The sequence below is a fragment of the Streptomyces sp. NPDC001927 genome (assembly GCF_053594455.1).
Genome location: NZ_JBSFEN010000017.1, coordinates 1 through 24,892, shown reverse-complemented (window position 1 = coordinate 24,892; position 24,892 = coordinate 1). Strand labels below are relative to the sequence as shown.

22 protein-coding genes are annotated in these 24,892 nt (G+C 72.5%); 17 read left to right on the top strand and 5 right to left on the bottom strand.

Annotated features, from left to right (window positions below):
* The first annotated feature begins 294 nt into the window (after positions 1-294).
* A complete protein-coding gene (locus ACWCO8_RS35470) occupies positions 295-1,038 on the top strand; it encodes a helix-hairpin-helix domain-containing protein (RefSeq protein ID WP_451035659.1) in 744 nt (247 codons plus the stop codon).
* A complete protein-coding gene (locus ACWCO8_RS35465) occupies positions 1,035-3,545 on the top strand; it encodes a ComEC/Rec2 family competence protein (protein WP_451035658.1) in 2,511 nt (836 codons plus the stop codon). The genes ACWCO8_RS35470 and ACWCO8_RS35465 overlap by 4 nt, the downstream gene beginning before the upstream one ends.
* Positions 3,546-3,586: 41 nt before the next feature.
* On the opposite strand, the gene ACWCO8_RS35460 is transcribed toward ACWCO8_RS35465, so the two are convergent.
* The gene (locus ACWCO8_RS35460; protein WP_451035657.1) at positions 3,587-4,072 is read right to left on the bottom strand and encodes a pyridoxamine 5'-phosphate oxidase family protein; all 486 of its coding nucleotides are present in this window, start codon (positions 4,070-4,072) and stop codon (positions 3,587-3,589) included.
* A 116-nt stretch (positions 4,073-4,188) separates the two neighbouring features.
* Here ACWCO8_RS35460 and ACWCO8_RS35455 point away from each other — a divergent pair, with 116 nt between their 5' ends.
* Positions 4,189-4,989 carry an arylamine N-acetyltransferase family protein gene (locus ACWCO8_RS35455; protein ID WP_451035656.1) on the top strand — a complete coding sequence of 267 codons (801 nt, stop codon included), beginning with the start codon at positions 4,189-4,191 and terminating at the stop codon, positions 4,987-4,989.
* A 171-nt stretch (positions 4,990-5,160) separates the two neighbouring features.
* Here the strand turns inward: ACWCO8_RS35455 and ACWCO8_RS35450 are convergent, their stop codons facing one another.
* On the bottom strand, positions 5,161-5,421 hold the full coding sequence (locus ACWCO8_RS35450) for a hypothetical protein (protein ID WP_451035713.1): 261 nt from the start codon (positions 5,419-5,421) through the stop codon (positions 5,161-5,163).
* Between the two features lie 52 nt (positions 5,422-5,473).
* Here ACWCO8_RS35450 and holA point away from each other — a divergent pair, with 52 nt between their 5' ends.
* Positions 5,474-6,460, top strand: coding sequence for a DNA polymerase III subunit delta (holA, locus tag ACWCO8_RS35445; RefSeq protein ID WP_362006480.1), 987 nt, complete (start codon positions 5,474-5,476; stop codon positions 6,458-6,460).
* Between the two features lie 593 nt (positions 6,461-7,053).
* Here holA and rpsT read toward each other — a convergent pair.
* A complete protein-coding gene (gene rpsT, locus ACWCO8_RS35440) occupies positions 7,054-7,320 on the bottom strand; it encodes a 30S ribosomal protein S20 (protein WP_055643511.1) in 267 nt (88 codons plus the stop codon).
* Positions 7,321-7,505: 185 nt separating this feature from the next.
* Between rpsT and lepA the strand changes: the two genes are divergently transcribed.
* The 3 genes from lepA (at position 7,506) to hemW (ending at position 12,890) form a co-directional block, all read left to right on the top strand.
* Entirely contained in the window at positions 7,506-9,374 is a 1,869-nt protein-coding gene (gene lepA / locus ACWCO8_RS35435) for a translation elongation factor 4 (protein ID WP_451035655.1), read from the top strand.
* 325 nt (positions 9,375-9,699) lie between these two features.
* Positions 9,700-11,574, top strand: a complete 1,875-nt coding sequence (locus ACWCO8_RS35430; protein WP_451035654.1) for an AMP-dependent synthetase/ligase — start codon at positions 9,700-9,702, stop codon at positions 11,572-11,574.
* A 113-nt stretch (positions 11,575-11,687) separates the two neighbouring features.
* A complete protein-coding gene (gene hemW / locus ACWCO8_RS35425; protein WP_451035712.1) occupies positions 11,688-12,890 on the top strand; it encodes a radical SAM family heme chaperone HemW in 1,203 nt (400 codons plus the stop codon).
* A 195-nt stretch (positions 12,891-13,085) separates the two neighbouring features.
* On the opposite strand, the gene ACWCO8_RS35420 is transcribed toward hemW, so the two are convergent.
* Complete coding sequence (locus ACWCO8_RS35420) at positions 13,086-13,886, bottom strand: DUF3097 domain-containing protein (protein ID WP_451035653.1); 801 nt, start codon at positions 13,884-13,886, stop codon at positions 13,086-13,088.
* A 10-nt stretch (positions 13,887-13,896) separates the two neighbouring features.
* Positions 13,897-14,619, bottom strand: coding sequence for an MBL fold metallo-hydrolase (locus ACWCO8_RS35415; protein WP_362006468.1), 723 nt, complete (start codon positions 14,617-14,619; stop codon positions 13,897-13,899).
* A 199-nt stretch (positions 14,620-14,818) separates the two neighbouring features.
* On the opposite strand from ACWCO8_RS35415, the gene hrcA reads away from it, so the two are divergent.
* From hrcA to ACWCO8_RS35365, 10 genes are all read left to right on the top strand, one after another.
* The gene (hrcA, locus tag ACWCO8_RS35410; RefSeq protein WP_362006465.1) at positions 14,819-15,838 is read left to right on the top strand and encodes a heat-inducible transcriptional repressor HrcA; all 1,020 of its coding nucleotides are present in this window, start codon (positions 14,819-14,821) and stop codon (positions 15,836-15,838) included.
* Positions 15,839-16,978 carry a molecular chaperone DnaJ gene (gene dnaJ, locus ACWCO8_RS35405; RefSeq protein WP_362006463.1) on the top strand — a complete coding sequence of 380 codons (1,140 nt, stop codon included), beginning with the start codon at positions 15,839-15,841 and terminating at the stop codon, positions 16,976-16,978.
* Positions 16,979-17,050: 72 nt separating this feature from the next.
* A complete protein-coding gene (locus tag ACWCO8_RS35400; RefSeq protein WP_451035652.1) occupies positions 17,051-18,130 on the top strand; it encodes a nitronate monooxygenase in 1,080 nt (359 codons plus the stop codon).
* Positions 18,127-18,870 carry a 16S rRNA (uracil(1498)-N(3))-methyltransferase gene (locus ACWCO8_RS35395; protein ID WP_451035651.1) on the top strand — a complete coding sequence of 248 codons (744 nt, stop codon included), beginning with the start codon at positions 18,127-18,129 and terminating at the stop codon, positions 18,868-18,870. Before ACWCO8_RS35400 ends, ACWCO8_RS35395 begins: the two co-directional genes overlap by 4 nt.
* Positions 18,871-18,933: 63 nt before the next feature.
* A complete protein-coding gene (locus ACWCO8_RS35390; RefSeq protein WP_451035650.1) occupies positions 18,934-20,217 on the top strand; it encodes an ATP-binding protein in 1,284 nt (427 codons plus the stop codon).
* A complete protein-coding gene (locus ACWCO8_RS35385) occupies positions 20,214-21,299 on the top strand; it encodes a tetratricopeptide repeat protein (protein ID WP_451035649.1) in 1,086 nt (361 codons plus the stop codon). The genes ACWCO8_RS35390 and ACWCO8_RS35385 overlap by 4 nt, the downstream gene beginning before the upstream one ends.
* Positions 21,299-22,396 carry a tetratricopeptide repeat protein gene (locus ACWCO8_RS35380; protein WP_451035648.1) on the top strand — a complete coding sequence of 366 codons (1,098 nt, stop codon included), beginning with the start codon at positions 21,299-21,301 and terminating at the stop codon, positions 22,394-22,396. The genes ACWCO8_RS35385 and ACWCO8_RS35380 overlap by 1 nt, the downstream gene beginning before the upstream one ends.
* Positions 22,397-22,475: 79 nt before the next feature.
* Positions 22,476-22,835, top strand: a complete 360-nt coding sequence (locus tag ACWCO8_RS35375) for a histidine triad nucleotide-binding protein (protein ID WP_361969069.1) — start codon at positions 22,476-22,478, stop codon at positions 22,833-22,835.
* A 3-nt stretch (positions 22,836-22,838) separates the two neighbouring features.
* Entirely contained in the window at positions 22,839-23,741 is a 903-nt protein-coding gene (locus ACWCO8_RS35370) for a ribonuclease Z (RefSeq protein ID WP_451035647.1), read from the top strand.
* Between the two features lie 10 nt (positions 23,742-23,751).
* Entirely contained in the window at positions 23,752-24,753 is a 1,002-nt protein-coding gene (locus tag ACWCO8_RS35365) for an adenosine deaminase (RefSeq protein WP_451035646.1), read from the top strand.
* The last annotated feature ends 139 nt before the right edge of the window (positions 24,754-24,892 follow it).

Here is a 24,892-nt window from a genome sequence, read left to right as displayed (position 1 = left end):
CTGTCCATGGCTCTTCGCGCACATCTCGCAACCCGTCCCTCCGTTGTCAACTCCACCCGTCCCACGGCTCGTCGTACGACCGGGGGCGCGGCCAGCGGTCCGGGCCGCGCTCCGGGATCGGACGGGCGCAGGCGCGTCCGGGGGCGGGGCTCGCCTCCCGCGCGGGCCCGGGGAAGGCGCGCGGTCGCGGCGAACGGCGCGGCGGTACGACGCCGGGGTGAGGCGCTCTTCCCCGCCAGCACGCGGCCGCCTTCCGTGTCGACTCGACCCCCGGCGGAGTGGGGAGCGCCCGAGGTGGTCGAGCCACCCGGGCCCCGGGAGGAGCTGGCGGCTCCCGGACGGTGGGAGCGGCTGCGGCCGGCGCTGAGCGAACGGTTGCCGGTGTGGGTGCAGACCCGGTGCGGCCTCGAACCGCGGACGCTGGCCGCGCTGGCCGTGGTCCTCGTCGTGGCCGCCGTATTCGCCGGGCGGTCCTTCTGGACCGGCAGGCCGGAGGCGGTCAGGGCGCCGGAGATCGTGCATGCGGCGCCGCCGGCGGAGGCCGGGGTGTCTCCGGGAGCCTCGGCGGCGCCGACAGCCGGGGCGTCGCCGTCGGGTGTGGTCGTCGACGTGAGCGGCAAGGTACGGCGGCCCGGGGTGCTGACGCTGCCGGCCGGGTCGCGGGTCGCGGACGCCCTGCGGGCGGCCGGAGGAGCCCGGCCCGGGACGGACCTGACCGGCCTCAACCGCGCCCGGGTCCTGCTGGACGGCGAACAGGTCGCGGTCGGGGTGACGCCGGCGGCGGTCGTGGGCGGTGCTCCGGGGGTGGGCGGGGGAGGCGCTGGAGCGGCGGCCGGAACGCGGGCGGCACCGCTGAGCCTGAACGCGGCGACGGTGGAGCAGCTCGACACCCTGCCCGGAGTGGGTCCGGTCCTTGCCCAGCACATCGTCGACCATCGTGCGGAGCACGGTGGATTCCGGTCGGTGGCCGAGCTGCGCGAGGTCAATGGCATCGGGGAACGCCGGTTCGCGGACCTCGCGCCGCTGGTCCGGCCATGAACGCCCGCCAGGTGACGGAGGAGCCCGCCCCGTCGTGGCGCGGCCGGCTGCTCGAGGAGGGGCCCACCGATCTTCGGCTCGTTCCGCCCGCGTTGGCGGCCTGGGGAGCGGCCGGGCTCGCGGTGGGGGTGGCCGGGTGGTGGGTGTGCGTGGGGGTGCTCGTCTGCCTGGTGGGGGCGGGGGTCTTGATGGTGGCGGTTCGGGTGAGGTCCGGTCGGGAGGGGGGCGGTCGGGAAGGGGGCGGGTGGTGGCTTCAGGGTACTGCGGGGGCGGCTGTGCTGCTCTGCGCGGCCGCCGGTGCCGCCGCGGGCGGGCTGCATGGTTCGGACCTGAGGCGGGGGCCCGTGCCCGGGCTCGCGGACGAGTACGCCCGGGTGGGAGCGGAGGTCACGGTCACCTCCGATCCCCGGCTCACCCGGCCCCGGATCCGGGGCGACAGGACGGCCCCGGTCTCCGTCGTCCTCAACGGCGAGGCGACCCTCGTCGAGGCGGCTAGCGGAGCCGCGCACCGGACCAGGACACCGGTCCTGGTGATCGTTCCGGCCGGGGAGGCCCAGCGGGAGTGGCTGCGGCTGCTGCCGTCGACCCGGCTGCGGCTCGTCGGACGGCTGGCACCCCCGATGCGCCCGGGGGACAGGTTCGCGGCGGCGCTGCGGGTCGACGGATCCGGACCGCCCCGGATCACCGGGCCGCCGAGCGGCGTGCAGCGCACGGCCGGGGAGCTGCGGGCGGGGCTGCGCCGTGCGACCGAGGACCTCGACGGTGACGCGCGGGCGCTGTTGCCCGGGCTCGTCGTCGGCGACACCTCGCGGATCGATCCGGAACTCGGCGACGCCTTCGAGGCCACGGACCTCACTCACTTGCTGGCCGTGTCCGGGTCCAACCTCACGGTTGTCCTGCTCCTGCTGATCGGGCGGCCGGGTGCGGCGATGCGGGTGGAGCGGGGTGGGCTCGCGCCCCGGCTCGGGCTTTCGCTGCGGGCCACCGCGGTGATCGGGGGAGGCCTGACGCTCCTCTTCGTGGTCGTGTGCCGCCCGGATCCGAGTGTGCTGCGGGCGGCGGCCTGCGGCTCGGTTGCGCTGCTCGCCATCGGCACGGGCAGGCGCAGGTCGCTGATTCCCGCGCTGGCCGGCGCCGTGCTGTTGTTGGTGCTCTATGACCCGTGGCTGGCGCGGAGTTACGGATTCCTGCTTTCGGTCCTGGCCACCGGGGCGTTGCTCACGATCGCGCCGCGCTGGAGTGACGCGCTGCGGCGGCGCGGGGTGCCGGACAGGCTCGCAGAGGCGCTGGCGGCGGCCCTGGCGGCCCAGGCCGTGTGCGCGCCCGTGGTGGCGGTGTTCGCCGCCCGGGTGAGTCTGGTCGCGATTCCCAGCAACCTGCTCGCCGAGGTGGCCGTGGCCCCGGCCACGGTGCTCGGCTTCGCCGCGCTCGCCCTTGCCCCGGTCTCGCTCCGGGCGGCGGAGCTGGTGGCGGAGGTCGCGGCCTGGCCCGCCGGGTGGATCGCCGGTGTGGCCCGGACCGGTGCCGCGCTGCCCGGCGCGGAGGCCGGCTGGCCCGGCGGCTGGTGGGGCGGGCTGCTCCTGGCCGGGCTCTTCGGCCTTGTGGTGCTCGGGGCGTGGAAGCTGCCGTACCGGCGGAGGGTGGCGGTCGGCTGTGTCGTCCTGCTGTTCTTCGCGGTGGTGCGACCGGCGCCGTTGACCCGGCTGGTGAGCGGCTGGCCGCCGCCGGGCTGGACGTTCGCGATGTGCCAGGTGGGGCAGGGCGACGCGACCGTGCTCGCGGCCGGCGGGGACACGGCCGTCGTCGTGGACGCGGGGCCCGACCCGGCCCTGGTGGACCGCTGCCTGCACGATCTCGGTGTCCGGCGGATCCCGCTGCTCGTCCTGACCCACTTCCACGCGGACCATGTCGCAGGGCTTCCCGGGGTCCTGCGGGGCCGGTCGGTCGGGGCGATCCAGACGACGGGGCTGGAAGAGCCCCGGGCACAGGTGGCGGCAGTACGGCGCGTGGCCCAGGCGGCGGGGGTGCCCGTCATCCGTGCCTTGCCGGGGGAGCGGAGACGGCTGGGGCCGCTGGAGTGGCAGGTGCTGTGGCCGGCGGGGACGCCCGGGATGCTCGGGGCGGCGGGGCCGGAGGAGTCCGGGCCGAACGACGCCAGCGTCACCCTGCTCGTCCGGAACCGGGAGGGGCTGAGGCTGCTGCTCCTGGGAGACCTCGAACCACCGGCCCAGCAGGGCCTGTTGCGGGCCCACCCCGAGCTCGGCCCGGTGGACGTGCTCAAGGTCGCCCACCACGGTTCCGCCTACCAGGACCCCGGGCTGATACGGGCGGTCCGGCCACGGCTCGCGCTGGTTTCGGCCGGGCGGGACAACCCGTACGGCCATCCCGCTCCGGTGACGGTCGAGGCGTTGCGGGCCGGGGGAGCGGAGGTGCTCCGGACGGACCGGGACGGGGCGATCGCGGTCACGGGGGTGGGGCCGGGGCTGGCGGCCGTACCGAGTCTGTGAGGGCGGCCGGCAGGGCCGGCCCGCCCCGGGCGCTCCGGGCCTCAGGTCAGCCAGGCGCCGTCGCGCATCAGGACGCGGCCCTTGAGTTCGTGCTCCTCGTGCCAGGCTCGCACCGTCCTGGGGGTGACTCGGAGGTAGACCCAGTCGGTCGCGCCGCGTGGATCCCAGGAGAGCTTGGCCGCGAAGGCGTCCGCCGAGGGCGTCGGCAGGTCGGAGCCCTCCACCTTCTCGGCCGTGCCGTCGATGAGGACGACGTCGCGGGTGTGGCCGAGGCTGAGCCGGACCTTGCCCTTGGGGGTGAGGTTGCGGGCCGTGGGGTTGTTCCGCTTCGTGCAGAAGAGGAGCGTCCCCGCATCCGTCTCCGCACCCGCGTCCCAGAGGAACCACAGGGGCACCAGGCAGGGTTCGCCGTCGGTGGAGGCGGTCGCGACCCAGATGTCCTCCTCCGTGGCGAGCCGGTCGAGGACGTCCTGCTTGCGCTGGGCGCGGGGGCGTGGGCTGGGGTGGGGCGGTTCATGATCGGCCATGGTTCGCACGGTAGTCGGGGCGGTACGGGTGCCGCCTCGGCCGACGGACCTCGGGCAACAGGCCTAGGTCCAGGGACTCATGGGCGGGCGGAGGGAGGGAGCGGCAGACTCGGTGCATGACCACTCACACCCTGCAGAACCCGGACGTCCCCGTCGAGGCGTACCTGCGGCGCATCGGAGCGGAGCGACCGGACCGCCCCGACGCGGCCGCCCTGCGCGCCCTGCAATTGCGGCACTTGAAGACGGTTCCCTTCGAGAACCTGTCGATCCACCTCGGCGAGAACATCGTCCTGGAGGAGAAGGCACTGCTCGACAAGGTCGTCGGGGCGAGGAGGGGCGGGTTCTGCTACGAGATCAACGGGACGTTCGCCGCTCTCCTGCGGGAACTCGGCTTCGGCGTCATGCTCCTGCAGGCGCGCGTGTTCGGCGAGGGCGGCCGGCTGGGTATTCCGTACGACCACATGGCGGTCCTGGTGGAGACGGAGACGGAAGGGCGGTGGCTCGCGGATGTCGGGTTCGGTGAGCACAGCCACTTCCCGCTGGCGCTGGACGAGCGGGGCGACCAGACCGACCCCGCCGGCACATTCCGTGTCGTGGAGACCGAGGACGGCGACCTGGACCTGCTGCGGAACGGCAAGCCGCAGTACCGGCTGGAGACGCGGCCGCGCGTGCTCGCCGACTTCACGGCAGGCGCCTGGTACCACCGCACCTCACCGGACTCGCACTTCCCCCGCTCCCTCGTCTGCACCCGGCTCACCGACGCGGGCCGGGTCACCCTCAGCGGCCACAAGCTCGTCACGCACGTGGACGGCGAGCGCAGCGAGCGGATGCTCGAAGGGGACGCGGAGGTGAGGGCGGCGTACCGGGACCTGTTCGGCATCGAGCTCGCGGAGTTGCCGAGCGATCCGCACGCGTAAATCGGACCTCGCGTGCTGCGACGCCGCGTCCATCGACACCGGTGTGCAGATGCGCGACGACCACCTGCGCTCCAGCGACTTCCTGGACGTCGGCCGCCACACGACGATCGAGATCGTTCCGGCGGGGGAGCGGCGGGAGCTGACGGGAGCTGAGCGTTGCGCTGGGGCCCTCTACGGGGCCTCCAGCCAGCCCTCGTACTCCGCCGCCAGTTCGTCCAGCGCCGACGAGTCGAGCCGGCCCTCCGGGTCCTCCACGACGACCAGCCACTGCGCGTCCTCGGCGTCGTCCTCGCCGGCCAGCGCGTCCCGTAGGAGCTGGGGCTCCTCGGCGACGCCGAAGCGGGCGGGGAGCTCCTCGGCCACCTCTTCGGCGGCGTCGCGGTCGGGCAGTACCAGTACGTGTCGTTCACTCACCCCGCCATTCTCGGGCATGGGGATCGGTGCCGGGGATCGGTGTCAGTGGCGCGTGGGATGCTGGTTCGCGATGGCCACCAGGAAGAATTCGAACGACGATCTCCTCGCCCCCGTCACGCTCGCCGTGGGCCAGGAGGACCTGCTCCTCGACCGCGCGGTCCAGGAGGTGGTGGCGGCTGCGCGAGCCGCCGACGCCGACACGGACGTACGCGACCTCAACTCCGAGCAGCTCCAGCCCGGGACGCTCGCGGAGCTGACGAGCCCGTCGCTCTTCGCCGAGCGCAAGGTGCTGGTCGTGCGGAACGCGCAGGACCTGTCCGCGGACACGATCAAGGACATCAAGGCGTATCTCGACGCGCCCATCGAGGAGATCACGCTCGTGCTCCTGCACGCGGGCGGCGCCAAGGGGAAGGGCCTCCTGGACGCGGCGCGGAAGGCGGGCGCGCGGGAGGTGGCCTGCCCGAAGACGACGAAGCCGGCGGAGCGGCTGACGTTCGTACGGCAGGAGTTCCGGGCGATCGGGCGGTCGGCCACGCCCGAGGCGTGCCAGGCGCTGGTGGACTCGATCGGCAGCGATCTGCGGGAGCTGGCGGCGGCGGTGTCGCAGCTGACGGCGGACGTGGAGGGGACGATCGACGAGACGGTCGTCGGCCGGTACTACACGGGGCGGGCGGAGGCGTCGTCGTTCAACGTGGCCGACCGTGCGGTGGAGGGGCGGGCGGCGGAGGCGCTGGAGGCGCTGCGCTGGTCGCTCTCGACCGGCGTCCCGCCGGTCCTGATCACCAGCGCGCTGGCGCAGGGCGTCCGGGCGATCGGCAAGCTGTCGTCGGCGCGGGGCGGGCGGCCGGCGGATCTGGCGCGGGAGCTGGGGATGCCGCCGTGGAAGATCGACCGCGTTCGGCAGCAGATGCGGGGCTGGACCCCGGACGGGGTGTCGCTGGCGCTGCGCGCGGTGGCGGAGGCGGACGCGGGCGTGAAGGGCGGGGGGGACGACCCGGAGTACGCGCTGGAGAAGGCGGTGGTCGCGGTGGCTCGGGCGGCGAGGTTGAGGCGGTAGGGGGTACGGGCCCGGGTGGGGTGCGGTGCGGGCCCGGTCCGGGTGCGGGCCGGTTCGGTTCCGGGCGCCGGGGCCGGGGGCTGTGCGGGTGCGGGTGCGTTGCGCCGAGGGCGGTTGATTCCCCCACCCCGCCCCTTCCCGAAACCCTGCCGGGGGCTGGTGGGGGTTGAGGGCCATCCGGGGCTTCGCCCCGGCCCCCGCCGGGATGCGGCGGCTTCGCGCCGCGGCGGGGCCTGGGGCTGCGCCCCGGCCTTAGGAGGGTGGGCGGTGCCCCCGGTCCTTGGGGGGCCGCCCCCAAGTACGTGGCGCCTCTGGAGGGCGGGCGGTGCCCCCGGTCCTTGGGGGCCGCCCCCAAGCGCGTGGCGCCTCAGGAGGGTGGGCGGAGCCCCGGTCCCTGGGGGGCGTTCCCAAGGACGGGGTTCGGGTACGGCGAAGGCCCCGGTGTTCCTGGGGAAGGAACAGGCGGGGCCTTCGGCGTATCGCTGTGGGCTCGTGCACGCGTGGCGAACGCGTGTCGCGCGCGAGTCCGGGGTGCCGGGTGGGAGCGGGAGAGAGGGCCCGCTGGGTCCCGTCCGGCGTTACATCAGAGGGGCTCAGCCCTGCAGGGTGGCAACCTTGGTGGCCAGCGCCGACTTCTTGTTGGCGGCGGCGTTCTTGTGGATGACACCCTTCGAGACAGCCTTGTCGAGCGCGCGGGAGGCGGCGCGAGAAGCCACGACGGCCTTCTCGACGTCACCCGCGGCGACGGCCTCGCGGGCCTTGCGGATCGCGGTCTTGAGCGAGGACTTGACGGCCTTGTTGCGCAGGCGCGCCTTCTCGTTCGTCTTGTTCCGCTTGATCTGGGACTTGATGTTCGCCACGAAAAGAGCCTTTTCAGGTTCGGTGTTGTTTCTGAGGTGTGCCCCATCGCTGAGAGGGCGTACGAGACACAGCTGTCCACGTTATCAGGGCATAGAAGCTCTGCCCAAACCGAGCGGTGGCTCCCACTCGTGGGACGATGGAGCCTACGTATCCAACCGACCATCGCCCCGAGACGAGACCTTGCGTGCCCGCGACTCCTACCCACGTGCCTGAGCCGAGCCGTACCGACCCGGCGTTGATCCGCAATTTCTGCATCATCGCGCACATCGACCACGGCAAGTCCACACTCGCCGACCGGATGCTTCAGCTGACCGGTGTGGTCGACCAGCGGCAGATGCGCGCCCAGTACCTCGACCGGATGGACATCGAGCGCGAGCGCGGCATCACGATCAAGTCCCAGGCGGTGCGTCTTCCCTGGGCGCCCACCGAGGGCGAGGGCCAGGGGAAGACCCACATCCTCAACATGATCGACACCCCCGGGCACGTCGACTTCACCTATGAGGTCTCGCGGTCCCTGGCGGCCTGTGAGGGCACGATCCTGCTCGTCGACGCGGCCCAGGGCATCGAGGCGCAGACCCTCGCGAACCTGTACCTCGCGATGGAGAACGACCTCACCATCGTTCCCGTACTGAACAAGATCGACCTGCCCGCCGCGCAGCCGGAGAAGTTCTCCGAGGAGCTCGCCAACCTCATCGGCTGCGACCCCGATGACGTGCTCAAGGTCTCCGCCAAGACCGGTCTCGGTGTCGAGGCGCTGCTCGACCGCGTCGTCGCGACCGTGCCGGCCCCCGTCGGTGTCGCCGACGCCCCCGCCCGCGCGATGATCTTCGACTCCGTCTACGACTCCTACCGGGGTGTCGTGACGTACGTCCGTGTCGTCGACGGCAAGCTCAACAAGCGTGAGCGCATCAAGATGATGTCCACCGGCGCCACCCACGAGCTCCTCGAGATCGGCGTCTCCTCTCCGGAGATGACGCCGGCCGACGGCCTCGGCGTCGGCGAGGTCGGCTACCTGATCACCGGTGTGAAGGACGTCCGCCAGTCCAAGGTCGGTGACACGATCACCAGCCTGGTCAAGGGCGCGACCGAGGCCCTCGGCGGGTACAAGGACCCCAAGCCGATGGTCTTCTCCGGCCTCTACCCGCTCGACGGCTCGGACTACCCCGAGCTGCGCGACGCCCTCGACAAGCTGCAGCTCAACGACGCCGCGCTGGTCTACGAGCCGGAGACCTCCGCCGCCCTCGGCTTCGGCTTCCGCGTCGGCTTCCTCGGCCTGCTGCACCTGGACGTGATCCGGGAGCGCCTGGAGCGCGAGTTCGGTCTCGACCTCATCGCCACCGCGCCGAACGTCGTGTACCGCGTCGTCATGGAGGACGGCAGCGAGCACACGGTCACCAACCCGAGCGAGTTCCCCGAAGGCAAGATCAACGACGTCTTCGAGCCGGTCGTGCGCGCCACGATCCTCGCCCCGAGCGAGTTCATCGGCGCGATCATGGAGCTGTGTCAGACCCGGCGCGGCACGCTCATCGGCATGGACTACCTCTCCGAGGACCGGGTCGAGATCCGCTACACCCTCCCCCTCGCCGAGATCGTCTTCGACTTCTTCGACCAGCTGAAGTCCAAGACGCGTGGTTACGCCTCCCTCGACTACGAGCCCACCGGCGAGCAGTCCTCCAGCCTGGTCAAGGTCGACATCCTGCTGCACGGCGACAAGGTGGACGCCTTCTCGGCGATCACCCACAAGGACGCCGCGTACGCGTACGGCGTGCGGCTCGTCGCCAAGCTGCGCGAGCTCATCCCGCGCCAGGCCTTCGAGGTGCCGATCCAGGCCGCCATCGGCTCCCGGGTCATCGCCCGCGAGACCATCCGCGCCATCCGCAAGGACGTCCTCGCCAAGTGCTACGGCGGTGACATCTCCCGTAAGCGGAAGCTGCTGGAGAAGCAGAAGGAAGGCAAGAAGCGGATGAAGATGGTCGGCTCGGTGGAGGTCCCGCAGGAGGCCTTCATCGCCGTTCTGTCGAGCGACGAGTCCGGCGGCAAGGCGAAGAAGTAGCCGACGCACGCACGACGCGCGCATCCGGCGCCCGCATGCGACGCGCGCATCGGACGCGCGTATCCGTCGGATGCCGACGTACGCGTCCGACGGATGCGTGAATGGGTCCCCGCACCGGCAGTGCGGGGGCCCGTTCGTCTTTGGTTCTGTTATCAACCGGGTATGAAGAGGCAGCCCGCAGCCTCTTACGCGCCGGACCCCCGCGCCTTACTCTGATCGCGGCTCGAAGGTTACTCGCGAGTTAGTTCGCAGGGAACCTCGTGGAACCGCCAGGTACCGCATGGAACGCACCGCCAGAACGCACCGCCGCCGCCCGGAGGACGTCGTGAGCGACACACAGACCCAGATCGAGAACCGGCCGCCCTCGGTGGCGAACCTTTTCCTTGAGCGCGTGGAGCGGACCCCCGACGCGGAGGCCTACCGCTATCCCGTTCCGGCGGCCGACGGCCAGGGCCCGGACGACTGGAAGTCGCTCAGCTGGGGACAGGCCGCCGAGCGGGTCTACGCGATCGCGGCGGGTCTGATGGATCTGGGCGTCCAGCCGGAGGAGCGGGTCGCCCTCGCCTCCTCGACCCGGGTGGAGTGGATCCTCTCCGACCTCGGCGTGATGTGCGCGGGCGCCGCCACCACGACCGTCTACCCGCAGACCAACGCCGAGGAGTCGGCGTTCATCCTCGCCGACTCCGAGTCCAAGGTGCTCATCGCGGAGGACGCGGCCCAGCTGGCCAAGGCCCGCGAGACCCGCGCCGACCTGCCCGGCCTCCACCACGTGGTCGTCATCGACGCCACGGGTGTCGAGAGCGACGACTGGGTCCTCTCCCTCGCGGAGCTCGAGGCGCGCGGCAAGGCGTACCTGGAGAAGCACCCGGACGCGGTCAAGGAGCGCGTCTCGGCCATCACCTCCACGCAGCTCGCCACCCTCATCTACACCTCCGGCACCACCGGCCGTCCCAAGGGCGTCCGCCTCCCGCACGACAACTGGTCGTACATGGCCAAGGCCATCGCCGCGACCGGCCTGGTCACGCAGGACGACGTCCAGTACCTCTGGCTGCCGCTCGCGCACGTCTTCGGCAAGGTGCTCACCTCCGGCCAGATCGAGGTCGGCCACGTCACCGCCGTCGACGGCCGCATCGACAAGATCATCGTGAACCTGCCGGTGGTCCAGCCGACCTACATGGCCGCCGTGCCCCGGATCTTCGAGAAGGTCTACAACGGCGTCGCCGCCAAGGCGCGCGAGGGCGGCCCCGCCAAGTACAAGATCTTCCAGTGGGCGGCGGGCGTGGCCCGCGAGTACGCCAAGGTCACCCAGGACAACTTCCGCCGTACCGGCACGGCCTCCGCGCCCTTCGGCCTGGAGGCGAAGCACAAGGTCGCCGACGCGCTGGTCTACAAGAAGCTCCGCGAGGCCTTCGGCGGCCGGCTGCGCGCCGCCGTCTCCGGCTCCGTCGCGCTGGCGCCCGACATCGGCTACTTCTTCTCCGGCGCGGGCATCCACATCCTGGAGGGCTACGGCCTGACGGAGTCCAGCGCCGCGTCCTTCGTCAACCCGGGCGAGGCGTACCGCACCGGCACCGTCGGCAAGCCGCTGCCCGGCACCGAGGTCCGGATCGCCGACGACGGCGAGATCCTGCTGCGCAGCCCCGGCATCATGGAGGGCTACCACGGCCTGCCCGAGAAGACCGCCGAGGTGCTCGAGGCGGACGGCTGGTTCCACACGGGCGACATCGGTGAGCTGTCCGCCGACGGCTATCTGCGGATCACCGACCGCAAGAAGGACCTGTTCAAGACCTCGGGCGGCAAGTACATCGCGCCGACCGAGATCGAGGGCCAGTTCAAGGCCGTCTGCCCGTTCGTCTCGAACATCGTCGTCCTGGGCGCCGACCGGAACTACTGCTCCGCGCTCATCGCCCTCGACGAGCCCGCCATCCTCGGCTGGGCCGCCGAGCACGACCTCGCGGGCAAGTCGTACGCCGAGGTCGTCGCCGCCCGGCAGACGCAGGAGATGGTCCAGGGGTACGTGGACCGGCTCAACGAGGGCGTGCAGCGGTGGCAGACGATCAAGAAGTTCCGGCTGCTGCCGCGCGACCTCGACGTCGAGCACGGTGAGCTGACGCCGTCGCTGAAGATGAAGCGGCCGGTGGTGGAGCGGACGTACAAGGACCTGATCGAGGAGATGTACGCGGGGGCGCGGGAGGCGTAGCCCTTCCGGGGCCCCTGGGCCGGCCCTCGTGGGGTTGTCCACAGGGCGGTCGGCTTCGTCGGGCGGTACGGGACAATGGGCTCATGCCTTCCGTACTGCCCGATGGTGAGCCCATGCCCGAGGACGGGGCGCTTCCCGCACACGCCCTGGAAGGGGCCGGGGAGCGGCCGCTCGGGTTCTATCTGCATGTGCCGTACTGCGCGACGCGGTGCGGCTACTGCGACTTCAACACGTACACCGCGAGCGAGCTGCGCGGTGCCGGCGGCGTGCTCGCCTCCCGGGACAACTACGCGGGGCAGGTCGTCGAGGAGATACGCCTCGCCCGGAAGGTGCTCGGTGACGACCCGCGCCCTGTGCGGACCGTCTTCGTCGGCGGCGGTACGCCCACGCTGCTCGCCGCCGGGGATCTCGTACGGATGCTGGGGGCGATCCGGGACGAGTTCGGGCTCGCGGACGACGCCGAGGTCACGACGGAGGCGAACCCGGAGTCGGTGGACCCGGCGTACCTGGAGGAGCTGAGGGCCGGTGGCTTCAACCGGGTGTCCTTCGGCATGCAGAGCGCCCGCCAGCACGTCCTGAAGGTCCTCGACCGGACGCACACCCCCGGACGGCCCGAGGCGTGCGTCGCCGAGGCGCGGGCGGCCGGCTTCGAGCACGTGAACCTGGACCTCATCTACGGGACGCCCGGGGAGTCCGACGACGACTGGCGTGCGTCGCTGGAGGCGGCGATCGGGGCGGGTCCCGACCATGTCAGCGCGTACGCGCTGATCGTCGAGGAGGGGACGCAGCTGGCGCGGCGGATCCGGCGGGGCGAGGTGCCGATGACGGACGACGACGTGCACGCGGACCGGTACCTGATAGCCGACTCCGTCTTCGCGGAGGCCGGCTTCGACTGGTACGAGGTCTCGAACTGGGCCACGTCCGAGGCCGGGCGGTGCCTGCACAACGAGCTGTACTGGCGGGGCGCCGACTGGTGGGGCGCGGGGCCGGGGGCGCACTCGCACGTGGGCGGTGTGCGGTGGTGGAACGTGAAGCATCCGGGGGCGTATGCGGCGGCGCTGTCCTCAGGGAGGTCGCCGGGTGCGGGCCGGGAGGTCCTGTCGGCGGAGGACCGGCGGGTGGAGCGTGTCCTTCTGGAGCTACGGCTCCGGGAGGGGTGCCCGCTGGAGCTCCTGCGTCCGGACGGGCTGGCCGCGTCTCGCAGGGCCCTGGAGGACGGGCTCCTCGACGCCGGGGCGTACGGGGAGGGGCGCGCGGTCCTGACCCTGCGGGGCCGCCTGCTGGCCGACGCGGTCGTCCGCGACCTGGTGGACTAGGCCGCGGGCCCCGGGCGGGGCCTTGGGGGCCTTGGGGCCTTTCGAGCGCGCCCACCCCGTGCCAGGGGCCTGAGCAGGCACCGCCCCCGTGGGTTGTGCCCACCCTCCCCCTAGGACTTCGTCCTGGGGGGACCCCCAGCCCTGCGGAACGATTGCCCACAACGGTGTGGGGGGAGTCGATGTTGTCTCGCCCGGCTACGGGGCCGTGACGAAGTCGATCAGTTCTTCTACTCGGCCCAGGAGTTGGGGTTCCAGGTCCTTGTAGGACGTGACCTTCGACAGGATGTGTTGCCAGGCCGCGCCTGTGTTGGGGGGCCAGCCCAGGGCTTCGCAGATGCCCGTCTTCCAGTCCTGACCGTGGGGGATCCTCGGCCAGGAGTCGATGGACAGGGACGACGGCTTCACCGCCTCCCAGATGTCGATGTACGGGTGGCCGACGATCAGGACGTCCGGGGACGAGATCTGGGCCGCGATGCGGGACTCCTTCGAGCCCGGGACCAGGTGGTCGACCAGGATGCCCAGGCGGGCGTCCGCTGCCGGGGCGAAGTCGGCGACGATCGCCGGGAGGTCGTCGATGCCCTCCAGGTACTCCACCACCACGCCCTCGATCCGCAGGTCGTCGCCCCAGACCCGCTCCACCAGCTCGGCGTCGTGCCGGCCCTCCACGTAGATCCGGCCCGCCCGTGCCACCCTCGCCCGCGCCCCCGGGACCGCGATCGAGCCCGAGGCCGTGCGATTCGAGCGCGCGGGGCCCGACGTCGGGCGTACCAGCGTCACCGGCTTGCCCTCCAGGAGGAACGCCCTCGGGTCCATCGGGAACACCCGGTGCTTGCCGAAGCGGTCCTCCAGCGTCACCGTGCCCGCCTCGCAGCGGATCACCGCCCCGCAGAACCCCGTCGAGACCTCCTCCACCACGAGGTCCACCTCCGCCGGTACCTCCGGCACCGGGGCGGATCGCTTCCAGGGGGGCGTCAGGTCCGGGTTGTAGCTGCGCATTCGCGTGACGTTATGCGACGGCGAAGCGCCGTGCCAGTTCCTCGCGTTGGCGTCGTACGAACGTGGCGTCCACCACCGCCCCGTGGCCCGGCACGTACACCGCGTCCTCGCCGCCGAGGGCGAGCAGCCGGTCCAGGGCGTCCGGCCAGCGGGACGGGATCGCGTCAGGGCCCGCCTGCGGCTCCCCCGACTCCTCCACCAGGTCCCCGCAGAAGACGATCTCCGGCTCACCCGGGACCAGGAGCGTCAGGTCGTGCGCCGTGTGGCCCGGGCCCACGTTCGCCAGCAGCACCTGCCGGCCGCCCAGGTCCAGCGTCCACTCCCCGGACACCACGTGGTGCGGCGCCACCAGCACGTCCACCGCCTCCGCCGCCGCGAACGCGTCCACCCCGTGCCGTACCGCGTCCGCCATCAGCTCGCCGCCCTCCCGGCGCAGCAGCGCGTCCACGCCCACCGCCCCGTACACCTCCGCCCCCGCGAACGCCGCCGTGCCCAGTACATGATCGAAATGGGGGTGGCTCAGTGCGATGTGTGTCACTCTTCGGCCCCCGGTCAGCCCCTCGATCTGGGTGCGCAGAGCGGTTCCCTCCCGCAGCGTCGAGCCCGTGTCGTACAGCAGTACCGCCTGTTCGCCCACCACCAGGCCCACCGTGGCGTCCCAGCCGGGCAGCCTGCGCCGCCCCACGCCGTCCGCGAGCCGCTCCCAGCCGAACTCTTCCCAAGCGACATCCATACCGCGACGCTATCCGCAAAGACCCGACCCCCGAATCCGCGACGACCCGACCTCCGACGCCGACTCCGACGCGGCCTCCTTGCCAGGAGCGATGCCCGCCGCCGTACACTGGCCGGGGGATTCCTGGCACTCGGGCAGGGCGAGTGCCAAATGCGGAGCAACCGAAGCAACCCGATACGACGAGCTGGAGGTGTGCGCGATGCTCAGCGAACGCAGACTCGAGGTGCTGCGCGCCATCGTCCAGGACTACGTCGGGACGGAGGAGCCGGTCGGCTCCAAGGCGCTCACGGAGCGCCACAAGCTCGGCGTCTCGCCCGCCACCGTGCGCAACGACATGGCCGTCCTGGAGGACGAGGGCTACATCGCCCAGCCCCACACCAGCGCCGGCCGCATCCCGACCGACAAGGGGTACCGCCTCTTCGTCGACCGGCTCGCCGGCGTCAAGCCGCTGTCGACGCCCGAGCGGCGCGCGATCCACAACTTCCTCGACGGAGCCGTCGACCTCGACGACGTCGTCGGGCGCACGGTCCGGCTGCTCGCGCAGCTGACCCGCCAGGTCGCCGTCGTCCAGTACCCGTCGCTGACCCGCTCGACGGTCCGGCACGTGGAACTGCTCGCGCTGGCGCCCGCCCGGCTGATGCTCGTGCTCATCACGGACACCGGCCGCGTCGAGCAGCGCGTCATCGACTGCCCCGCGCCCTTCGGCGAGACCTCCCTCGCCGACCTGCGCGCCCGGCTCAACAGCCGGGTCGTCGGCCGCCGTTTCGCGGACGTGCCGCAACTGGTGCAGGATCTCCCGGAGTCCTTCGAGGAGATGGAGGACCGCGGGACGGTCTCGACCGTGCTCGCGACCCTGCTCGAAACCCTGGTGGAAGAGCACGAGGAGCGGCTGATGATCGGCGGTACCGCCAATCTCACCCGCTTCGGCCACGACTTCCCCCTCACGATCCGGCCTGTGCTCGAAGCGCTCGAGGAGCAGGTCGTGCTCCTCAAGCTGCTCGGCGAGGCCAAGGACTCGGGCATGACCGTACGGATCGGGCACGAGAACGCCCATGAGGGCCTCACCTCCACGTCCGTCGTCGCGGTCGGCTACGGTTCGGGCGACGAGGCAGTCGCCAAACTCGGCGTGGTCGGACCGACCCGCATGGACTACCCCGGAACGATGGGAGCGGTACGCGCAGTGGCACGTTACGTCGGACAGATCCTGGCGGAGTCGTAAGTGGCCACGGACTATTACGCCGTACTCGGCGTACGCCGCGACGCGTCCCAGGACGAGATCAAGAAGGCATTCCGGCGGCTCGCGCGCGAGCTGCACCCGGATGTGAATCCCGATCCGAAGACGCAGGAACGGTTCAAGGAGATCAACGCCGCGTACGAGGTGTTGTCGGACCCGCAGAAGAAGCAGGTCTACGACCTCGGCGGCGACCCGCTGTCCGCGTCCGGTGGCGCCGGTGGTGCGGGCGGCTTCGGCCAGGGTGGCTTCGGGAACTTCTCGGACATCATGGACGCGTTCTTCGGTACGGCGTCGCAGCGCGGGCCGCGCTCGCGCACCCGGCGCGGCCAGGACGCGATGATCCGGCTGGAGATCGACCTCAACGAGGCCGCCTTCGGCACGACGAAGGACATCCAGGTCGACACGGCCGTCGTCTGTACGACGTGCTCCGGTGAGGGCGCCGCTCCCGGTACCTCCGCGCAGACCTGTGACATGTGTCGCGGCCGTGGTGAGGTCTCGCAGGTCACCCGGTCCTTCCTGGGCCAGGTCATGACCTCCCGCCCCTGCCCCCAGTGCCAGGGCTTCGGCACCGTCGTCCCGACCCCGTGCCCCGAGTGCGCGGGCGACGGACGGGTCCGTTCGCGGCGCACGCTCACCGTGAAGATCCCGGCCGGTGTCGACAACGGCACGCGCATCCAGCTCGCCGGCGAGGGCGAGGTCGGCCCGGGCGGCGGCCCGGCGGGCGACCTGTACGTGGAGATCCACGAGGTCCCGCACGAGACCTTCCAGCGGCGCGGCGACGACCTGCACTGCACGGTGACCATCCCGATGACGGCGGGCGCGCTGGGCACGAAGGTGCCGCTGCAGACGCTCGACGGGCTCGAAGAGGTCGACATCCGCCCGGGCACCCAGTCCGGCCAGTCCATCCCGCTGCACGGGCGCGGCATCACGCACCTGCGCGGCGGCGGCCGCGGCGACCTGATCGTCCACGTCGAGGTGACGACCCCGTCGAAGCTCGACGCCGAGCAGGAGCGGCTCCTGCGCGAGCTCGCGAAGCTCCGCGGCGAGGAGCGGCCCACGGGTCAGTTCCAGCCGGGGCAGCAGGGGCTGTTCTCGCGCTTGAAGGACGCGTTCAACGGGCGGTAGGCCTACGTTGTGCCTGGCAGGGCGGCATTCGCGAGGAGCGGGTGCCGCCCTGCCGTATGGCACGATGCCTGCATGCCCACCGTGCTGAACGATCTCTCCCGGTACCCGATCGTGCAGGCCCCCATGGCAGGTGGCGCCGCCAGTCCGCAGCTCGTCGGGGCCGTGTGCGAGGCCGGTGGGCTCGGGTTTCTCGCCGGGGGGTACAAGACCGCCGGCGGGCTGTACCAGGAGATCAAGCAGGTGCGCGGGCTGACCGGGCAGCCCTTCGGCGTCAACCTCTTCATGCCGCCAGGCGGACAGCACGCCGATCCCGCCGCCGTCGAGGTGTACCGGCACCAGCTCGCCGGCGAGGCCGCCTGGTACGAGACGGAGCTGGGCGACCCCGACAGCGGGCGCGACGACGCCTACGACGCCAAGCTCGCGCTCCTGCTCGACGACCCCGTGCCCGTCGTCTCCTTCACCTTCGGCTGCCCCGACCGCGACACCTTCGAGGCCTTCGCCCGCGCCGGTACGTTCACCGTCGTCACCGTCACCTCCGCCGAAGAGGCACAGGCCGCCCAGTGGGCCGGGGCCGACGCCGTCTGCGTGCAGGGCATCGAGGCCGGCGGGCACCAGGGCACCCACCGCGACTACCCGGACGGCGCGCTCGCCGGGACCGGGCTCCTCGCGCTCGTCACCCAGGTCCGGGAGACCGTCCATCTGCCGATCGTCGCGACCGGCGGGATCATGCGCGGCGCCCAGATCGCCGCCGCCCTCGCCGCCGGGGCCGACGCCGCCCAGCTCGGCACCGCCTTCCTGGTCTGCCCCGAATCGGGCGCCCATGTGCTGCACAAGCAGGCCCTGACCAACCCGCTCTTCGTCCGCACCGAGCTCACCCGCGCCTTCTCCGGGCGCCCCGCGCGCGGGCTCGTCAACCGCTTCATGCGCGAGCACGGGCCGTACGCCCCCGCCGCCTATCCCGAGGTCCACCACCTCACCGCGCCCCTCCGCAAGGCCGCCGCCACCGCGGGTGACGCGCAGGGCATGGCCCTGTGGGCCGGCCAGGGGCACCGGCTCGCCCGCGACCTCCCCGCCGGCCAGCTCGTCGAGGTGCTGGCCGCCGAACTCGACACCGCACTGACCGCGCAGGCCCACAGGAGCTCCGCCCCATGACCGCACCCGTCTTCGTCGTCGAGGCCGTCCCCGGCACCGGCACCTTCCTCCTCGACGGCCCCGAGGGCCGCCACGCCGTCGCCGTGAAGCGGCTGCGCGCGGGGGAGGAGCTCGTCCTCACCGACGGGCGCGGCACCTGGGCCGACTGTGTCGTGCTCGCCGCCGAGGGCAAGGACCAGCTCACCGTCCAGGTCTCCGCCACGTACGAGGAGGCCGAGCCCGCGCCCCGTATCACCGTCGTCCAGGCGCTGCCCAAGGGCGACCGGGGCGAACTGGCCGTCGAGATCATGACGGAGACCGGTGTCGACGCGATCGTGCCGTGGGCCGCGTCCCGCTGCATCACCCAGTGGAAGGGCGACCGCGGGCTCAAGGCCCTCGCCAAGTGGCGGGCCACCGCGCGCGAGGCCGGGAAGCAGTCGCGCCGCACGCGCTTCCCCGAGGTCGCCGACGCGATGACCACCAAGCAGGTCGCCGCGCTCCTCGCGGGCGCCGACTTCGCCGCCGTCCTCCACGAGGACCGGGCCCACCCCAGCGGCGCCCTCGCCGACGCCGAACTTCCCGCCGAGGGCGAGATCGTGCTCGTCGTCGGGCCCGAAGGGGGCGTCTCCCCCGAGGAGCTGGCGGCCTTCGAGGAGGCGGGCGCGAAGCCGTACCGACTGGGGCGGAGTGTCCTGCGCACGTCCACGGCGGGTACGGCTGCCACGGCCCTGCTCCTCGGCCGTACGGGCCGCTGGAGCTAGGGCCTTTCCCCTTGCCAGAACCCGGTGGACGGCGGCCCAAGGCCGCTCCCTAGGCTGGGCCGCATGTCCGACGAGTCACCCCTGATCCGTAGTCTGCGCGCCGCCGTCGCCGCCGCACCGGAAGACGTGCCCCTGCGGCTCCACTTCGCCGAACTGCTCCTCGCGGAGGGGCGGGGCGACGAGGCCGTCGCGGAGGCGGCCGTCGCGCTCCAGCACGCGCCCGGGGACGGGGCGGCCCGTGCGCTGATGGTCCGCGCGATGGGGCTGCCCGCCGCGCCCGCCACCCCCTCCGCCGAGCAGGAGACCCCCGCCACCGAGCAGGCACGCCCCGGCTTCGACTGGGACGCCGCCGAGCAGGAGGTCGAGGACCTCGTCGGGCCCCGGTTCGTGACCGGGACAGAAGACGCCGAGCTCGAAGCGCCCCTCGCCGCCGACGGAAGCGGTGACCCCGGTGACGCCTCCGCCTGGGACGTCGACGTGCCCGGTGCCGTACGCCTCGCCGACGTCGGTGGCATGCAGGAGGTCAAGGACCGCCTGGAGGCCGCCTTCCTCGCGCCCATGCGCAACCCCGAACTCCGCAAGCTGTACGGCAAGTCGCTCCGCGGCGGCCTGCTGCTCTACGGTCCGCCCGGCTGCGGCAAGACGTTCATCGCCCGCGCCGTCGCCGGCGAGCTCGGCGCGAGCTTCATGTCGGTCTCGCTCTCCGACATCCTCGACATGTACATCGGCACGTCCGAGAAGAACGTCCACGACATCTTCGAGACCGCCCGCGCCCAAGCCCCCTGCGTCGTCTTCCTCGACGAGCTGGACGCCCTCGGCGCCAAGCGCTCGCGCACCCACCACAGCGGCCTGCGCAATGTCGTCAACCAGCTCCTCACCGAGCTCGACGGCGTCGACGGCGCCGAGAACGAGGGCGTGTTCGTGCTCGCCGCGACCAACGTCCCCTGGGACGTGGACCTCGCGCTGCGCCGCCCCGGCCGGCTCGACCGCACGCTGCTCGTGCTGCCGCCCGACGCCCCGGCGCGCGAGGCGATCCTCCGCTACCACCTGCGCGAGCGGCCCATCGAGTCCGTCGACCTCGGCAAGCTCGTCAAGGCCACCGAGGACTTCTCCGGCGCGGACCTCGCCCATGTCTGCGAGTCCGCCGCCGAGTTCGCGCTCCTCGACTCCGCCCGTACCGGCACCGTACGCATGATCGACATGAAGGACCTGCTGGCCGCGGCGAAGCAGATCCGGCCGTCCAGCGAGTCCTGGTTCGCCTCCGCGCGGAACGTGGCGATGTTCGCCAACGACGGCGGGATGTACGACGACCTGGTCGCCTACCTGAAGAAGAAGCGCAAACTGTGAGCGTGAAGAACCCGCAGTTCGAACGGGCCGAGCTGCTGTACGACATGGGCCGGTACGGCGAGAGCCGGGAACAGGTCGCCCGTCGCATCGCCGAGGCCCCCGACGACCACCACGCCCTCGTGCTGCTCGCCCGCTGCCTCATCGCCGAGGATCGGTGCGCCGAGGGCCAGGCCGCCGCCGACGCGGCGCTGACCCATGCCCCCGACTTCGCCTTCGGGCACTACATCCGCGGCGTCGCGCTGCGGCACCAGGGGCGGCCCCACGACGCCGAGGAGGCGATGCGGGAGACCATCCGTCTCGACCCGGACTACTGGGCGCCGCGTGCTGTGCGCGCCGAGCTGATGCCCTTCGTACGCGACCGGTTCCCGGGAGGCGACGCGGCGGCGGTCGCCGAGGGGCTCGCGGAGGCGCAGGAGGCCGTCCGGCTGGGGCCGGACGAGACCCGCGCGTGGGAGGCCCTGTACAAACTGGCCCTCTTCAACCGGCGCCCCGACCTCGCCGACGAGGCCGTCCGGCAGCTCCTGCGGATCGACCCCACCAACACCCTGGCCGTGACGATGGCCACCAAGGACGAGGCCGCCAAGCCCGGCACCTCCGCCGCGCAGGCCGCCGACCTCTACGCCGGCGGCCTCGCCGCCGCCCCCGGCGCCAACTGGCTCCGCAAGGACCTCGACAGGGCCGTCTACCGGATGCTGCGCGGGACGCGGTGGCTCGCCCTGCTCTGCCTGGTCATGGCGGGCGTCGTCGTCGACGTCTTCCCGACCGGCGGCGAGGAGGCGAAGGAACTCCCGGTCCACCTCGGCACCCGGCTCTGGGCGCTCGCGCTGATGGCGGCCGTGTGGGCCTTCGGCGCCCTGCGCCGCTACCGGCGCATGCGCACCGGCGCGCAGCTGACCGTGCGCGACCTGGTACGGCGGCTCGTCTGGCCCCGGGTCGTCCTCGGCCAGGCCGTCCTCGCCACGCTCTGCGCCCTGCTGATCGTCCTCGTGCCGTGGACCGACCGGACGATCCCCCAGGTCCTGTTCTGGCTCGGACTCGTACCGAACCTGCTCAGCATCACCCACGACCGGGACAAGGTCTGATGAGCCCCGCACCGGACCGCGTCCTCGACCGGGCCGACGCGCTCTTCGACGTCGGACGGTACGAACAGGCCGCCGCCCTCGCCGCCCAGCACCTGGCGACCGACCCGGACGACGCCGCCGCGCTCGTCCTCCTGGCCCGCTGCCAGCACCGGCTCGGCCGGGAGCGGGAGGCGCTCGACACCGTCGAGCGGGCCCTGCGCGCCGAACCCGACGCGCTGCCGGGCTGGTTGATGCGCACCCACATCCTGCTCGCGCTCAAGCGGCACGAGGAGGCCGAGCGGGCCGCCCGGCACGCCGTCGAACTCGCCCCGCAGTACTGGGGCAGCCACTACGCGCTCGGCACCGTCCTCGACCGTTCCGTCCGCACGGAACGCCGGCGCGAGGCGTACGAAGCGGCCCGCACCGCCGTCACGCTCGCGCCGGAGGAGAGCGACGCGCACTTCCTCGTCGGCCTCACCGCCCAGCGCACCGGCCACCACCGCATCGCCCAGCAGGCCTACGAGACGGCCCTGCGCCTCGACCCGGAGAGCAGCGAGGCGCACAACAACCTCTCCCTGCTGCACCTGCGCCGCCGCTGGTTCCGGCGCGGGGCGTGGACGAAGGCCGCCGAGGGCTTCGTCGAGTCCGCCGCGCTCGACATGAACGACCGGCAGGCCCGCTACAACCTGGAGACCATGGCCTGGGGCGCCGCCGCGGGGGCCCGCTGGGTGGCCCTGGCCGGCTATCTGGCGACCCTGTTCGGATCGGGCGCGCTCCGCGGCGGACCGGTGGACGAGGGCCTCGTCACCTACGGGATCGCCCTGGTCGTCCTCGTCGGCGGCTGGGCCGGCTGGGCGGTGTGGAACGTCCGGCGGATACCGACCCGGCTGCGCCGCCCGCTGCTCCTCGTGGCGCGCAACTGCCGGCCCGTCCTCGCCATGGCAGGGGCGGTGGGCCTCCTCGGTCTCCACTCGGCGGTCTCGATGGCGCTGTGGACGCTGGAGGCGTCCGCGTTCAGGGTGCTCGGCTACCCGCTCTTCTGGGTCGTGATCATCACCTACTGGGTGAGCCGCTCCGCCCTGCAGCGCCGCGCGCCCACGTCCGAGCGCGGGCGGTGACCCGGCTGCCCGCCCGCTCGGCCACCCGGCCGATACGATGCCCGAGTAGCTGATCACCGAAGGCGAGGAGGCCCGGGCCATGACCGGAGAGCCGCAGAGCGACTGCCTGTTCTGCAAGATCGCGGACGGGGAGGTTCCGGCGACGATCGTGCGCGAGACGGAGACGACGCTCGCCTTCCGGGACATCAACCCGCAGGCGCCCACGCACGTGCTCGTCATCCCGCGCCTCCACTACCCCGACGCCGCCAGCCTGGCCGCCGCCGCGCCGACGGTCGCCGCGGACATGCTGCGCGAGGCCGGTGAGGTCGCCGCCCAGGAGAAGATCGACGGCAGCGGCTTCCGGATCGTCCTCAACACCGGAGCCGGCGCCGGCCAGACCGTCTTCCACGCCCACGCGCACGTCCTCGGCGGCCGCGGCCTCAACTGGCCCCCCGGATAAGCCGTGTCCGTACGTGAACTCGTCGTGCTCGGGACCGCCAGTCAGGTCCCGACCCGGCACCGCAACCACAACGGGTACCTGCTGCGCTGGGACGGGCAGGGCATCCTGTTCGACCCGGGCGAGGGCACCCAGCGCCAGATGCTCAGGGCCGGGGTCGCCGCGCACGACATCGACCGGATCTGCGTCACGCACTTCCACGGCGACCACTCCCTGGGCCTGGCCGGTGTGATCCAGCGGATCAACCTCGACCAGGTCCCGCACCCGGTCACCGCGCACTATCCGGCGAGCGGGCAGCGCTTCTTCGAGCGGCTGCGGTACGCGACGGCCTACCGCGAGACCGTGCGGCTGACGGAGGCCCCGGTGGCCGCCGACGGCCCCCTCGCCGTGACGGACTCGTACACCCTCGACGCGTACAAGCTCTCGCACCCGGTCGAGTCGTACGGCTACCGGCTCACCGAGCCCGACGGGCGCCGCATCCTGCCCGAGCGGCTCGCCGCGCACGGCATCAAGGGCCCGGACGTCGGCCGGATCCAGCGGGACGGCGTCCTGAACGGCGTGACGCTGGAGTCGGTCAGCGAGGTCCGGCGCGGGCAGCGGTTCGCCTTCGTCATGGACACCCGGCTCTGCGACGGCGTGCACGCGCTCGCCGAGGGCGCCGACATGCTCGTCATCGAGTCGACCTTCCTCGACGAGGACGTCCGGCTCGCCGTCGACCACGGCCATCTGACGGCCGGGCAGGCCGCGGGCGTCGCGCGGGACGCCGGGGTGCGGCACTTGGTCCTGACCCACTTCTCGCAGCGGTACGGCGATCCCGCGGAGTTCGAACGGCAGGCGCGGGCGGCCGGGTTCGACGGCGAGCTGAGCATTGCCCAGGACCTGATGAGGGTCCCCCTCCCGAAGAGATAGACGAACCACCATGCCTCTCCCCAAGGCCGAACTCCACCTCCACATCGAAGGCACCCTCGAACCCGAGCTGGCGTTCGCGCTCGCCGCGCGCAACGGCGTCGAGCTGCCGTACGCCGACACCGAGGCGCTGCGCGAGGCGTACCGCTTCAGCGATCTGCAGTCCTTCCTGGACCTGTACTACGAGCTGATGGGCGTCCTGCACACGGCGCGGGACTTCACCGAGCTGGCCGACGCGTACCTCGCGCGGGCGGCGGCGCAGGGTGTGCGGCACGCCGAGATCTTCTTCGACCCGCAGGCGCACACGGCGCGGGGCGTGCCGATCGGGACGGTGGTGGAGGGCCTGGCCGCCGCGCTCGACCGGGCCGAGGAGCGGCACGGCGTCTCGACCCGGCTGATCATGTGCTTCCTGCGGGACGAGTCCGCGTCGTCGGCGATGGCGACGCTGGAGGCCGCGAAGCCGTATCTGCACCGGATCACCGGTGTCGGCCTGGACTCGGCGGAGGTCGGCCATCCGCCGTCGAAGTTCCGCGAGGTGTACGCGGCGGCCGACGCGCTCGGCCTGCGCAAGGTCGCCCACGCGGGCGAGGAGGGCCCACCGGAGTACATCCGCGAGGCCCTGGACGTCCTGGGCGTGGAGCGGGTCGACCATGGGCTGCGGTGCATGGAGGACGCGGAGCTGGTGGCTCGTCTGGTGCGGGAGCGGGTGCCGTTGACGTTGTGCCCGCTCTCGAACGTGCGGCTGCGGGCGATCGACGTACTGGAGGACCACCCGCTGCCCGCGATGCTCGCGGCGGGGCTTGTCGCGACGGTGAACTCCGACGATCCGGCGTACTTCGGGGGGTACGTGGGGGACAACTTCGCGGCGGTTCGCGGGGCGTTGGGGTTGGGGCGGGAGCAGTTGCGGGTGCTGGCGCGGAATTCGTTCGAGGCGGCGTTCTTGGACGACGCGGAGGGGTTGCGGGCGCGGTATTTGGCGGAGGTGGAGGCGTACGAGTTCGAGGTGGGGGAGTAGGGGGCGGGGCGGGTGCGCGTGGGCCGGTGCGGGCGGGGGCGCCTGCGGCGGGCCCTTTCCCCACCCCGCCCCTTCCCGAACCGGGGCTCCGCCCCGGATAGGAAGAGAGTCGGGTAGGGAAAGAGGGGAAGAACGGTCG

What these genes read in the sequence shown, in the direction of transcription:
- ACWCO8_RS35465 (WP_451035658.1), top strand. Translation starts at nt 1,035, where the DNA reads ATGAACGCCCGCCAGGTGACGGAGGAGCCCGCCCCGTCGTGGCGCGGC.
- ACWCO8_RS35460 (WP_451035657.1), bottom strand. Translation starts at nt 4,072, where the DNA reads ATGGCCGATCATGAACCGCCCCACCCCAGCCCACGCCCCCGCGCCCAG.
- ACWCO8_RS35455 (WP_451035656.1), top strand. Translation starts at nt 4,189, where the DNA reads ATGACCACTCACACCCTGCAGAACCCGGACGTCCCCGTCGAGGCGTAC.
- ACWCO8_RS35450 (WP_451035713.1), bottom strand. Translation starts at nt 5,421, where the DNA reads ATGCCCGAGAATGGCGGGGTGAGTGAACGACACGTACTGGTACTGCCC.
- holA (WP_362006480.1), top strand. Translation starts at nt 5,474, where the DNA reads ATGGCCACCAGGAAGAATTCGAACGACGATCTCCTCGCCCCCGTCACG.
- hemW (WP_451035712.1), top strand. Translation starts at nt 11,688, where the DNA reads ATGCCCGAGGACGGGGCGCTTCCCGCACACGCCCTGGAAGGGGCCGGG.
- ACWCO8_RS35420 (WP_451035653.1), bottom strand. Translation starts at nt 13,886, where the DNA reads ATGCGCAGCTACAACCCGGACCTGACGCCCCCCTGGAAGCGATCCGCC.
- ACWCO8_RS35415 (WP_362006468.1), bottom strand. Translation starts at nt 14,619, where the DNA reads ATGGATGTCGCTTGGGAAGAGTTCGGCTGGGAGCGGCTCGCGGACGGC.
- hrcA (WP_362006465.1), top strand. Translation starts at nt 14,819, where the DNA reads ATGCTCAGCGAACGCAGACTCGAGGTGCTGCGCGCCATCGTCCAGGAC.
- ACWCO8_RS35400 (WP_451035652.1), top strand. Translation starts at nt 17,051, where the DNA reads ATGCCCACCGTGCTGAACGATCTCTCCCGGTACCCGATCGTGCAGGCC.
- ACWCO8_RS35395 (WP_451035651.1), top strand. Translation starts at nt 18,127, where the DNA reads ATGACCGCACCCGTCTTCGTCGTCGAGGCCGTCCCCGGCACCGGCACC.
- ACWCO8_RS35390 (WP_451035650.1), top strand. Translation starts at nt 18,934, where the DNA reads ATGTCCGACGAGTCACCCCTGATCCGTAGTCTGCGCGCCGCCGTCGCC.
- ACWCO8_RS35380 (WP_451035648.1), top strand. Translation starts at nt 21,299, where the DNA reads ATGAGCCCCGCACCGGACCGCGTCCTCGACCGGGCCGACGCGCTCTTC.
- ACWCO8_RS35375 (WP_361969069.1), top strand. Translation starts at nt 22,476, where the DNA reads ATGACCGGAGAGCCGCAGAGCGACTGCCTGTTCTGCAAGATCGCGGAC.
- ACWCO8_RS35365 (WP_451035646.1), top strand. Translation starts at nt 23,752, where the DNA reads ATGCCTCTCCCCAAGGCCGAACTCCACCTCCACATCGAAGGCACCCTC.